This is a genomic window from Ruegeria sp. AD91A (genome assembly GCF_003443535.1).
Classification (GTDB): domain Bacteria; phylum Pseudomonadota; class Alphaproteobacteria; order Rhodobacterales; family Rhodobacteraceae; genus Ruegeria.
Genome location: NZ_CP031946.1, coordinates 846,745 through 858,377 on the forward strand (window position 1 = coordinate 846,745; position 11,633 = coordinate 858,377).

An 11,633-nucleotide genomic window follows, 5' to 3' on the forward strand; every position below is an offset into this window, starting at 1 on the left:
CGCATTTACCTGGCGGTTTTTGACGGTGTTTCGTCTGTTGTGGCGGAAAACACTAAAAAATCAGAAGATTCGCCAACCCTTCGTTGTAATTGCCCGGTTCGGGGATTGTTTTCACATCAAAGTTAAAGCGATCTTGGGAACAGGATCGTTCCGCCCCGGCGAAGGCGAGGGCGCACCGTCAACCAATGAGGAAGCCATGGATTTTTCTAACGGATTGGCCGTAGACCCATCACAGATCATAAGTCTTTTTGCGGATGTCTTTGCTGCTTCGGAAGGGTCGGAAGAGGGGGCGGTAATTGGTGCATTCGTGCGTGAATTGATCAACAGCACGCCTCCCGAAGATATCCTGGTGTGCACGGCGCATCAGGATCACGAGCTGCTTGGCTGTGCCATCTTTTCAAGGATGACGTTTTCGCAGGATACGCGCAATGTGTTCATCCTCTCGCCGATGGCCGTTCAAACGGGCTCGCAAAAAACAGGTATTGGACAGGCGCTGATTTCTTATGGTCTGGATCGCTTACGGGCGTCAGGTGTGGATGTGGCACTGACCTATGGCGATCCGGCCTACTATTGCAAAACAGGTTTTGCGCAGATCACGGAAGACACCGCCCAACCGCCGCTGAAACTCAGCCAACCGCATGGTTGGTTGGGTCAGGCGTTGGATGGTCACGAAATGAAGCCTTTGAAAGGCCCGTCGCGATGCGTTTCCGCACTAAATAATCCGTCGCTCTGGTAAACGAGGTAGGCTGTCTGGTTTGGGCCCACGACGATCTTGGCATCGCTTAGAACTGGGCCTGATCCAGGATTGCCTTACTGTTCCGGATGTGCCGGGCCACCAGCTTTTTCTGACGTCTGCCACTTGGGATATAGAAGGCAGGGTCCATATCCCGATTGCGGTTCAGCCCCGGAAAAAGCTGCAAGAGCTCGTGCAACGCTTCGGGTGGAAGGGATTTGAGGGTCTCGGGGCCGGTGAACAGGCTTTCGCTTGGCGCACCTTCGGCAAAGAGTACCACGTGGCGGTCAAAGACAAGGTGGTGGTAAGTCACCTGCGTCGCGTCACATTTCACATGAACGCCCGGTAAATCAGTCAGCCGGATGGCCGAGACCAAAACGTCTCGCGTGTCGAACATGCGCTGCGCTATGTCTGATCGGACCAGTATTCTGTGTTGTCGCGATACCATCAGGTCTCGACGGGGCAATCCGTGTCCCAAAGCCCCGGCCATGATGCAGACCGGGCGCAGTTCGGGCGTTTTCAAAAGGTCCGACTGGCGAAGGGACCGGGATAGAACCAGACGAACGACTTCCGAATTGCCACCGGTTGTCATGACCCGGTCGCCTGACCTTATGTCCTGAACGGATATTTGCCCACGATCCGTCAGGATAAGGGTGCCAGAGGTGAAACAGGGGGCTCCGGGGCTGGGATTGGGGTCTTCTACAAAGTTAACCCCATCCTTCGATGACAAGGACGCGGTATCGTCAGTCCCGTTGCTGCCTATCTGGGTCGAGGTCTGGCCATTGGCTGGCCCCTGGGTCGCAGTCACCTGAGCGTCAAAGGACACAATGCTAAGAACCGAACCATTGTCTGACAATGAAATTGCCCCCAATCGATTAATCCGGGCGGAGATCACGTAATAATCGAACCCGCCCACGCTGGTCATCGTTCCGGTGTCGACATCTGTCGAACTGCGTACCGAGCCGTTGGCGTTGTAAACATCAACCTGCAACCCGGTGACATCGGTTCCGGTGGGGACACGGATTTCAATGAAATCTCCGTCCGGAGCAAAGTTCGGGCCGTTGCGATATCTTATTTCCGAAATAATCGCGGGCAATTCTGCTGGTCTCCGGGCGGGAACGGTGCATTCTGGCTGAACGTCACCGTCACTTTAACACCGGGCGGGGAAAACACAAAAGTGCTTGGCGTGTAGCATCTTGGGCGGGCGTTCAGTCCGCGATCAATAGCCCTCGATCTCACCGCCCTGTTGCCAGGGTTTGACCAGATTGCCAAAGCGGGTGAATTGTGCCTCGAACGACAATTCGACCGTACCGATGGGGCCGTGGCGCTGCTTGCCGACGATGACTTCGGCCTTACCGTGCAGACGTTCCATCGCCTGCTTCCAATCTTCCATCTTTTCCAGTTCGTGATCGCCGGGCTTTTCCCGTTCCTTGTAATATTCCTCGCGGAACACGAACATAACCACATCAGCGTCCTGTTCGATCGATCCTGATTCCCGCAAGTCGCTGAGTTGCGGGCGCTTGTCGTCGCGATTTTCGACCTGACGGGAGAGCTGGGACAGGGCGACCACCGGGATGTTCAGTTCCTTGGCGATGGCTTTCATGCCCATCGAAATCTCGGCGATTTCGTTGACGCGGTTGTCGGCCATGCCCCGGCAAAGCTGGAGGTAGTCGATGACAAGCAGATCGAGCCCATGCGTCCGCTTCAACCGTCGCGCACGGGCGGCGAGTTGCGAGATCGGCAGGGCCGGGGTGTCGTCAATAAACAAAGGGCAGGCTTCCAGTTCCTTGGCCGCATCCACGAAACGGCGGAATTCGGCCTCGGTCATGTCACCCTGACGGATTTTGTGGCTCGAGATCTCCGAGGCTTCGGCCAGAACCCGGCCTGCAAGCTGTTCCGCGCTCATCTCCAATGAGAAGAAGCCAACCACGCCGCCATCTATCGCACCCTCGGTGCCGTCGGGTTTAGTCCCGCGCTTGAAGGCCTTGGCAACGTTGAAGGCGATGTTGGTCGCCAGCGAGGTTTTACCCATGGATGGGCGCCCGGCCAGAATGATCAGGTCGGACGGGTGCAACCCGCCCAATTGCTTGTCCAGATCGGCCAGACCGGTGGAAATCCCAGCCATGCCGCCACCGCGCTGGTAGGCCTCGTTGGTGACGTTGACGGCTTCGGTGACAGCCTTGAGGAAGGATTGAAAGCCTTGCTCGGTCTGGCCCTGCTCGGACAGCTGATAAAGCAGCTGCTCGGCCTCGACGATCTGTTCTTTCGGCTCGCTGGCGATATCGACCCGCGCCGCCTTGTCCGAGATATCGCGGCCCAGCCGGATCAATTCGCGCCGGATGGCGAGGTCATAGATCATCTGGGCATAGTCGTGCACCGCGAATGCGCTGATCGAGGCACCGGCCAGCTTGACCAGGTAGGCGGGACCGCCCAGTTCTTTCAGGCCCTCATCCTCGGCCATGAACGATTTGAGCGTTACGGGCGAGGCGAGCGCATTCTTTGCGATACGGGCCGCGGCCACTTCGTAAATCCGGGCATGGACCGGATCGTAGAAATGTTCAGCCCCGATGATCGAGGCGACCCGGTCATACAGGTCGTTATTGGTCAGGATCGCACCCAGAAGCTGTTGTTCGGCTTCAATGGAATGCGGCATGGTTTCGGCGTTCTGAATCTGTGCCGCTGCCTGCTCGATGCTGCTAATCTCGTTCATTTTTGTCCCCGCTGCCCGTTCCGAGGTTCTACACGCGAAGCCCCGGTTCAGGCTATCTGCAAATGAATGGGGGTAAGTTGGGATAACCACCCCCGGCCTCGGGATAACTGCCCACCTTAATGGGGATAACTTCCGTCCAGTTTTGCACGGCAGTGAGGTTATCGCAACATTTGGTGTCGTAACTGCAATTTTCGCCTAGATAGGCACGATTTCGGACGATTCGAATATCAACTATCCCCAATTCGCCCACAGGCTTGAGGTCACGACTTATGGGCTTCCTGCCATCCGCGCGGGTCATTCAGGAAGGCCTCGACACCGTCAAGTGTTTCTTGGTCAAAGGTTTTCTGCGCCTTGGCCTCGGCCAGAACGTCCCACCATGTGCAAAGGCTGTGCAATTGAACCCCGTGATCGCCCAGTGTCTTCTCGGTCTCGGGGAAGATGCCGTAATAGAAGATCACTGCAGTATGGCTACAAGTAGCACCGGTTTCGCGGATCGCATCGACAAAGGACAGTTTCGAGCCGCCGTCGGTTGTCAGGTCTTCGACCAGCAGTACACGTTCGCCTTCGCTCATCGCGCCTTCGATACGGGCATTGCGGCCGTAGCCCTTGGGTTTCTTGCGGACATAAGTCATGGGCAGGGCCATGCGCTCGGCGACCATGGCGGCAAAGGGGATCCCCGCCGTTTCCCCGCCTGCGATGTTGTCGAACGCCTCGAAGCCTGCGTCGCGCATTACTGTGACGGTCAGGAAATCCATCAGGGTCGAGCGGATACGCGGGTACGAGATCAGTTTGCGGCAGTCGATATATGTCGGGCTGGGCAGGCCGCTGGCCAGCGTGAACGGTTCGCGCGCATTGAAATGCACGGCTTTGATCTCCAGCAACATTCGCGCGGTCAGGCGGGCGATTTCGGTGCTGTCGGGAAAGGAACTGGGGATCATGGTGCAAACCTCGGGGCTGAAAACACGTTGCGGGCTGATAGCCCGACCCTTGTGCCGGAGTCGAGAGGGATTGGACAAAAGAAAAGCGGACCCCCAAGAGGTCCGCTTTTGCCCTTACGGGCGATGGGCAGCCAAGGTGGGCTTAACTGCTCATGTCATAGGCCCGCTCGCCATGTACCGAGAGGTCGAGGCCATTTGTCTCGGTCTCGGCGTCTACGCGAAGTGGCGTGATCTGTGCAACCAGTTTGACCAACACAAACGTGACAACTGCCGTAAAGGCACCCACGATAATCAGCCCACCCAACTGCGCGGTCCAGGTTCCGAGGCCAAACAGGGCGATCATGATCGTGCCGAAGATACCGCCGACGCCATGCACGGCGAACACATCCAGCGTGTCGTCGATATTCAGCTTGTTGCGCACGACGCTGACGGCTTCTTGACACAGAACGCCGGCCACCGCGCCAATGATCAGGGCCTGAACCGGACCGACGAAACCTGAAGCGGGCGTGATCGAGGCCAGACCGGCGATTGTGCCCGTGACCAGACCGACCATCGAGGCCTTGCCAAAACGGATACGTTCCCACAGGGCCCAGCTTAGGGATGCGGTGGCAGCGGACAGGTGCGTTACGGTCAGGGCCATCGCTGCTCCGCCATCGGCGGCCAGTTGCGAGCCACCATTGAAACCGAACCAGCCAACCCAAAGCATTGCGGCACCGATCATGACATAGCCGGGATTATGCGGAGGCGTGGTACGGTTACGCCGAGGGCCGAGGATAACCGCGATGATCAGGGCTGCCAGACCAGCGGTTTCATGCACCACGATGCCGCCAGCAAAGTCGCGCACTCCGATCTCGCCCAGAATGCCGCCATCAGCCAGCATCCCTCCACCCCAGATCCAGTGCACCACCGGTGCATAGCACAGCAGCATCCAAAGGGCCGAGAAGGTCAGGACAAAGCCAAAACCCACACGCTCGACATAGGCGCCCACGATCAACGCCGGGGTGATTATGGCGAAGGTCATCTGAAAGGCAAAGAACAGGATCTCGGGCAGGGTTCCTGCAAGGCTGTCCACGTCGACGCCGTTGAGGAAGGCTTTGCCCAAACCACCCCAAAGTCCGCTTTCACCGGGGCCGAACGCGATGGAATAACCTGCGACCAGCCAAAGGACGCTCATCAAACAGGCAATTGAAAAGCAGTGCATGAACACGCTGAGGACATTTCGGGCACGCACGAGGCCGCCATAGAACAGGGCGAGGCCTGGCAATGTCATGAAAAGGACCAATGCGGTTGCAACGATGATCCAGGCTGTATCTGCTCCGTTCATGGGCCATTCTCCCTTCCGAATGAGTGCGCCGGTCCGTCGAAACTCGGCACAGATCGGCGCTGTGTGAGCGGTGTGGGCTGTTTCAAGCCACCGTCGGTTGGAGAAAAAAGAGGCAAGGCGAAAAAAAGCGCCTGTTTTGGCAGCCTTTTTTCAACTGACTACAAAAGAAGCGGTTTCAGGGGCCATGTGCTGAAAGTTTAGGCGTCTGCGGAAAGGGCCGTGTACAGCAGGCCCAAGGCGTGGTCGCGCGCCGCACGCCGCACAGCATCGCGACCGGGTGCGCCGAGTTCGACGGTTTCGACATGCGTCGGCTGTCCCTCGGCGGCCAGCCCGAAACACACACGCCCTTCAGGTTTGAATTCGGACCCGCCCGGCCCGGCAATACCGGTGATCGAGACGGCAAGTTGCGCTCGTGAATTGCGCAGCGCGCCTTCTGCCATTTCGCGGGCAACCTCTTCGGAAACCGCACCGTGCGCGTTCAGCGTTTCGGCCTGAACGCCCAGCATGTCCTGTTTGGCTTGGTTGGTGTAGGTGACGAAACCCCGATCCACGACGGCAGAGCTGCCGGGAATGTCAGTCAGGGCCGCAGCGACCATGCCGCCGGTGCAGCTTTCGGCGGTGGCGATCATCACGCCTTGCGCCTTGGCGCGGTCCAGCAGGTCTGTCACGTTCATAGCCCCAGAACTCCGTGTGCTATACCTGCCAGAACCATCACGCCGATGGCTGCAAAAACACCCGCAATCACGTCGTCCAGCATCACGCCCATCGGATCTCCGCGGCGATCAGCCCAGCCAATGGGCCCCGGTTTGGTGATGTCGAACAGACGGAACAGGATGAACCCAGCAACCCAGCCGGGCCAGAGCGCGGCAATGTCGATTCCATGCGCCCATGACGGATAGGAAATCGCCCAAAGCGCGATGAACTGGCCTGCGACCTCATCAATGACAATTTCGGACGGGTCGTGGTCATCCTGACCCCTGGTCATTACCCGCGTGGCCCAGAGGCCGCCGAAAAAAACTGCAACCGTTGCGATCGCCAGCAACGGGAAACCACCCAGCGTGTGCAATACCCAGGCCATCGGCAAGGCCACCAGCGACCCCCAGGTGCCGGGGGCGGGGCGCATATAGCCAACGCCGCCAACCGTACCGATCATCTGTGCGATATTCATGCCTTCACCAGACAGGCTGTGGCGAGCGAGGCGATGCCCTCGCTACGCCCGGTAAAGCCCAATCGCTCGGACGTTGTCGCCTTGACCGAAACCTGATCTGCGCGCAGGTTCATGATGTCAGACATCTTTTCCCGCATGGTTTCTGAATGCGGGCCAATTTTCGGATATTCGCAGACCAGCGTGCAATCGACGTTCGAGATACGGTATCCCATCTGTTCTACCAGCTCGACCGCGTGGCGCAGGAAAATCTCACTGGCTGCGCCTTTCCATTGCGGATCCGAAGGTGGGAAATGCTGTCCGATATCCCCCTGAGCGAGCGCGCCATAGATCGCATCGGTGACTGCGTGCATCCCGACATCGGCATCCGAATGGCCTTGCAGCCCGCGGTCATGCGGCACCTTCACACCGCAAAGGATCACATGATCTCCATCGCCAAAACGGTGCACATCGTACCCGTTGCCCAGCCTTACATCCATGTCCGTTTCCATTATGCGTTCCGCCCGGGCAAAATCCTCGGGGCAAGTGATTTTCAGATTGTCAGCATCGCCCGGTACGATGCAGACATCGAGCCCGGCGGCTCGGGCAACCTCGACATCATCTGCCGCGCCGCCGGGATGGGCAGCGTGGGCAGCGGTGATGGCGTCATAGTGAAACCCTTGCGGAGTTTGTGCGGCGAACAGGTTGCTGCGATCCTGCGTGCCGGTCACAACCTGTTCATGCCCGATCCACAGCGCATCTGTAACCGCCAGCCCGGGCGCCGCCGCCGGACATGTGTCCAGGGCGTTCAGAACGTCCTGTATGATGCGGGGTGTGACGCAAGGCCTTGCCACGTCGTGGATCAAAACGCGCTGCACGTTCAGGCCGGCCAGTGCGGCCAATCCATTGCGCACCGATCCCGCGCGATCCGTTCCGCCCGAGGCAAGGATCAGGTCGGTTTCACGAAATTCTTCCCATGCGGCGCTATCTTCGTCGGACAACACCAGAACAATGTGATCCAGCTGTCCGCGAAAGCGCTGGATCGTCCAATCGGCCACCCGCCGACCCGCAAGGCTGCGCCATTGCTTTGGCACGCCACCCCCAGCGCGCGACCCGCGACCGGCGGCAACTATAATGGCAGCGGTTGTCATATGTGCACGCTCTCCTCGTGATGGGCATTGTTTAGGCGGAGGTGATTGCAGAGGCAATCACCCATGGTCATGTGATTAAAAAACAGGCAAATGGTGATTTTGCGGGCTTGTTGCGCGCTGATTTGTTGTTCACATGCGCAGAAAACGATATCAAAACCACAACTGCCCAAGGATTAAGCACGTTGACTTTGCATCTTTCTGACAAGGAAGTCGCGCCGCCTGTTTTGCTGGCGCCCATGGCCGGAATCACCGACCGCCCGTTTCGCGATCTGGTGATGCGTTTTGGTGCGGGCATGGTGGTCAGTGAAATGGTCGCCAGTCAAGAGATGGTGCAGGCCAAACCCGGCGTGCGGGAGCGGGCGGAACTGTCCGCGGACGTGGAAAACACCGCCGTACAACTGGCAGGTCGCGAGGCGCATTGGATGGCCGAGGCGGCCCGTCAGGTCGCCGACCGTGGCGCGCGTGTGATCGACATCAACATGGGGTGCCCCGCCAAGAAGGTAACAAACGGTTACTCCGGCTCGGCCCTTCTGAAAACGCCGGATCACGCGCTTGCACTGATAGAGGCCGTGGTGGGCGCGGTCGATCTGCCGGTGACGCTGAAAACCCGGTTGGGATGGGACGACAATCTGTTGAACGCGCCCGACGTGGCGCGCCGCGCTCAAGACGCGGGTATTCAGATGGTCACGATCCATGGCCGCACACGCTGTCAGTTCTACAAGGGTCACGCCGATTGGCAGGCGATCCGGGCGGTGAAAGAGGCCGTTTCGATCCCGGTCATCGCGAACGGAGATATCGTGGACACTGCCGCCGCGCGAACCGCGTTGCGCCAGTCCGGCGCGGATGGGGTGATGGTTGGCCGTGGTGCTCAGGGCAAGCCCTGGCTGTTGGCGCAAATCTGTCACGACCTGTACGAGGCCGAGACACCCGACATTCCGACCGGTCATGATCTGATTGATATGGTTTGCGCGCATTATCAGTCGATGCTGGATTTCTACGGCACCGATCTGGGTCTGCGTGTCGCCCGCAAGCATCTGGGGTGGTACATGGACGAAGCCGCAACACCTGCGCCTCTGCGCCGGGCGGTCCTAACGTCACGCGATCCGGGGGAAGTGCTGCGCCTGTTGGCGGATGCGCTCAGCGACACGGACGAGGTGGCGGCATGAATTCTGACACCAGCATCTGGAACTCGCTGCCGGTTCCGGCGTTCATTATTGATGAAAAGGACTGGATATCCGATGTGAATGCTGCGGGTGAGGGGTTTCTGAACGCGTCGCGCAAATCGGTGATCGGCCATCCTGTGTGGGATCAGATTGCCGTGGACGCACCGTTGGAAGAGGCATTTGAGCGCGCCCGTTGGCAGGGCACACCTTTGTTCGTGAATGATGTGGATGTGGGATCGGGTAGCCGGGCACCGCTGCAATGCGCGTTGCAGATTGCACCTTTGGTTGGGCATCCGGGTTCCATGATCATGATCATCTCGCCTCGCGAGCTGGCAGGTCGGATGACGCGCGGAAACACGGTCAAGTCGGCAGCACAATCCGCCATCGGCATGGCCGAGATGCTGGCACATGAGATCAAGAATCCGCTGGCCGGGATCACCGGTGCCGCGCAGTTGCTTAGCATGAATATACCGCCGCAAGATCTTGAACTGACTGACCTTATTGTCGCCGAAAGCCGCCGGATCGTGAAGTTGCTGGAACAGGTCGAGCAATTCGGCAATCTGCAGAAACCGGACTTCAAACCGGTCAACATCCACGATGTGCTGGATCGCGCAAGACGGTCCGCGTTGCTGGGGTTTGGTGCGGATATGACGATCATCGAAGACTATGACCCGTCGCTGCCGCTGGCCTATGGAGACCCGGACCAGTTTCTGCAAGTGGTCCTGAACCTGCTTAAGAATGCGTCCGAGGCGGCGGGACCGCAGGGTGGAACGATTCGTCTGCGCACCTATTTCGAACATTCCTTCCGGCTGCGTCGCAGTGACGGGTCAGGGCATTCGCTGCCCTTGCAGATCGAAATAATCGACGATGGTCCGGGGCTGCCTGAAAACATCCGTGGCGACATTTTCGATCCGTTCGTATCCGGCAGGGAAAACGGCACCGGCCTGGGTTTGGCGCTGGTCAGCAAGATCATATCGGACCATGACGGCTGGATTTCGGCCGAATCCGTTCCCGGGCGTACGGTATTCAAACTGTCGCTGCGCCGCGCGCCGCGAGATACAATCGACGACATGAAGGAGAGCACCTGATGGATGGCACCGTATTGGTTGCGGACGACGATCGCACGATCCGCACTGTTCTGACGCAGGCCCTGACGCGTGCCGGGTGCAAGGTGCACGCGACCTCTTCGCTGACCACTCTGATGCGCTGGGTCAGCGAGGGGAAGGGGGACGTGGTGATTTCGGACGTGGTCATGCCGGATGGAAACGGTCTAGAGATGCTGCCGAAGATTGCCGAAGACCGCCCCGGTTTGCCGGTGATCGTGATTTCCGCACAAAACACTATCATGACGGCGATTCAGGCAACTGAGGCGGACGCCTACGACTATCTGCCCAAACCGTTCGACCTGCCGGATCTGATGAAACGTACGGCTCGGGCGCTGGATCAGAAACAACGTGCCCAGCCAGTACCAACCGAAGGCACAAGCGAGCGCCCCGAAGAGCTGCCTCTGGTCGGGCGTACACCGGTGATGCAGGCCCTTTATCGATTGGTCGCACGGGTGATGAACACGGATCTCTCGGTCATGATTTCTGGTGAAAGTGGCACGGGTAAGTCACTGATTTCGCAGGCTATTCATGATTTCTCCGACCGTCGAACCTTGCCTTTTGTCACAGTCACAGCTGCTGAACTGCGCGATCTGGAAGGCCCGGCGCGCGTGATGGCGCGGGTTCGCGGCGGCACGCTGTTGATAGATGAAATCGCAGATATCGAGGATGAAGTTCAGGCGCGCATCGTGCGCATGATGGACACACCGGGCGATCACGTTCCTCGTTTCATGGCCACCAGCCAAACAGACCTGACCGAAGGGATGGAGAACGGACGTATCCGCCAGGACCTTTATTATCGTCTGTGTGGGGCCACGATCCACGTACCGTCATTGCGAGAAAGGGTGGACGACATTCCGTTGCTGGCCGAGCATTTTCTGACGCGGGAAGAGCGGGAAAACGGCACCAAGCGCTGGCTCAGCCCCGAGGCGGTGGAGTTGGTGCGGCGCTATTCCTGGCCTGGGAACGTACGGCAACTGGAAAATGCCGTGCGCCGGTTGGGTCTGACCAGCAGGGCTGATGAAATTTCGAAAACCGAAGTGGAAATGGTGCTGGGCAGCCAACCCGAGGCAGAACCGGTCCTGAGCGGTGGAGAACGCGAAAAGCTGTCGACCTCGGTCGAGCGTCACTTGCGGAGGTATTTTGATCTGCATGGCAACATTCTGCCTCCCCCGGGTCTGTATCAGCGCATATTGCGTGAAGTTGAGGCCCCACTGATCGAAATCGCACTGGATGCAACTGGCGGAAATCAGGCGAAATGTGCCGATCTTTTGGGAATCAACCGAAATACGCTGCGAAAAAAGATTACTGATCTCGATATTCAGGTGACACGTCGACGCAAACTGATGTAATATCGCCACACAAAC

Annotated in this window: 11 protein-coding genes; 4 read left to right on the top strand and 7 right to left on the bottom strand. The window is 58.7% G+C overall.

The window, feature by feature from the left end; genetic code table 11:
• Positions 1-196 precede the first annotated feature (196 nt).
• The gene (locus tag D1823_RS04315; protein ID WP_117872730.1) at positions 197-736 is read left to right on the top strand and encodes a GNAT family N-acetyltransferase; all 540 of its coding nucleotides are present in this window, start codon (positions 197-199) and stop codon (positions 734-736) included.
• 46 nt (positions 737-782) lie between these two features.
• Here the strand turns inward: D1823_RS04315 and D1823_RS04320 are convergent, their stop codons facing one another.
• From D1823_RS04320 to D1823_RS04350, 7 genes are all read right to left on the bottom strand, one after another.
• A complete protein-coding gene (locus D1823_RS04320; protein WP_117868772.1) occupies positions 783-1,829 on the bottom strand; it encodes a Hint domain-containing protein in 1,047 nt (348 codons plus the stop codon).
• A gap of 123 nt (positions 1,830-1,952) precedes the next feature.
• The gene (locus D1823_RS04325; protein ID WP_117868773.1) at positions 1,953-3,443 is read right to left on the bottom strand and encodes a replicative DNA helicase; all 1,491 of its coding nucleotides are present in this window, start codon (positions 3,441-3,443) and stop codon (positions 1,953-1,955) included.
• 260 nt (positions 3,444-3,703) lie between these two features.
• Positions 3,704-4,381 carry an orotate phosphoribosyltransferase gene (locus D1823_RS04330; protein ID WP_117868774.1) on the bottom strand — a complete coding sequence of 226 codons (678 nt, stop codon included), beginning with the start codon at positions 4,379-4,381 and terminating at the stop codon, positions 3,704-3,706.
• Positions 4,382-4,523: 142 nt separating this feature from the next.
• A complete protein-coding gene (locus tag D1823_RS04335; RefSeq protein ID WP_117868775.1) occupies positions 4,524-5,705 on the bottom strand; it encodes an ammonium transporter in 1,182 nt (393 codons plus the stop codon).
• A 197-nt stretch (positions 5,706-5,902) separates the two neighbouring features.
• Positions 5,903-6,379 carry a CinA family protein gene (locus D1823_RS04340; RefSeq protein WP_117868776.1) on the bottom strand — a complete coding sequence of 159 codons (477 nt, stop codon included), beginning with the start codon at positions 6,377-6,379 and terminating at the stop codon, positions 5,903-5,905.
• The gene (locus D1823_RS04345; protein WP_117868777.1) at positions 6,376-6,873 is read right to left on the bottom strand and encodes a phosphatidylglycerophosphatase A; all 498 of its coding nucleotides are present in this window, start codon (positions 6,871-6,873) and stop codon (positions 6,376-6,378) included. The genes D1823_RS04340 and D1823_RS04345 overlap by 4 nt, the downstream gene beginning before the upstream one ends.
• Positions 6,870-8,000, bottom strand: coding sequence for a bifunctional 2-C-methyl-D-erythritol 4-phosphate cytidylyltransferase/2-C-methyl-D-erythritol 2,4-cyclodiphosphate synthase (locus D1823_RS04350; RefSeq protein ID WP_117868778.1), 1,131 nt, complete (start codon positions 7,998-8,000; stop codon positions 6,870-6,872). Before D1823_RS04350 ends, D1823_RS04345 begins: the two co-directional genes overlap by 4 nt.
• A gap of 182 nt (positions 8,001-8,182) precedes the next feature.
• Here D1823_RS04350 and dusB point away from each other — a divergent pair, with 182 nt between their 5' ends.
• From dusB to D1823_RS04365, 3 genes are read left to right on the top strand one after another with little or no spacing between them, the layout of a single operon-like run.
• Positions 8,183-9,166 carry a tRNA dihydrouridine synthase DusB gene (gene dusB, locus D1823_RS04355; RefSeq protein WP_256369660.1) on the top strand — a complete coding sequence of 328 codons (984 nt, stop codon included), beginning with the start codon at positions 8,183-8,185 and terminating at the stop codon, positions 9,164-9,166.
• Positions 9,163-10,251, top strand: a complete 1,089-nt coding sequence (locus D1823_RS04360) for a nitrogen regulation protein NR(II) (protein ID WP_117868779.1) — start codon at positions 9,163-9,165, stop codon at positions 10,249-10,251. Before dusB ends, D1823_RS04360 begins: the two co-directional genes overlap by 4 nt.
• A complete protein-coding gene (locus tag D1823_RS04365; protein WP_117868780.1) occupies positions 10,251-11,618 on the top strand; it encodes a response regulator in 1,368 nt (455 codons plus the stop codon). The genes D1823_RS04360 and D1823_RS04365 overlap by 1 nt, the downstream gene beginning before the upstream one ends.
• Positions 11,619-11,633 lie beyond the last annotated feature (15 nt).

What these genes read in the sequence shown, in the direction of transcription:
- D1823_RS04315 (WP_117872730.1), top strand. Translation starts at nt 197, where the DNA reads ATGGATTTTTCTAACGGATTGGCCGTAGACCCATCACAGATCATAAGT.
- D1823_RS04325 (WP_117868773.1), bottom strand. Translation starts at nt 3,443, where the DNA reads ATGAACGAGATTAGCAGCATCGAGCAGGCAGCGGCACAGATTCAGAAC.
- D1823_RS04330 (WP_117868774.1), bottom strand. Translation starts at nt 4,381, where the DNA reads ATGATCCCCAGTTCCTTTCCCGACAGCACCGAAATCGCCCGCCTGACC.
- D1823_RS04335 (WP_117868775.1), bottom strand. Translation starts at nt 5,705, where the DNA reads ATGAACGGAGCAGATACAGCCTGGATCATCGTTGCAACCGCATTGGTC.
- D1823_RS04340 (WP_117868776.1), bottom strand. Translation starts at nt 6,379, where the DNA reads ATGAACGTGACAGACCTGCTGGACCGCGCCAAGGCGCAAGGCGTGATG.
- D1823_RS04345 (WP_117868777.1), bottom strand. Translation starts at nt 6,873, where the DNA reads ATGAATATCGCACAGATGATCGGTACGGTTGGCGGCGTTGGCTATATG.
- D1823_RS04350 (WP_117868778.1), bottom strand. Translation starts at nt 8,000, where the DNA reads ATGACAACCGCTGCCATTATAGTTGCCGCCGGTCGCGGGTCGCGCGCT.
- D1823_RS04360 (WP_117868779.1), top strand. Translation starts at nt 9,163, where the DNA reads ATGAATTCTGACACCAGCATCTGGAACTCGCTGCCGGTTCCGGCGTTC.
- D1823_RS04365 (WP_117868780.1), top strand. Translation starts at nt 10,251, where the DNA reads ATGGATGGCACCGTATTGGTTGCGGACGACGATCGCACGATCCGCACT.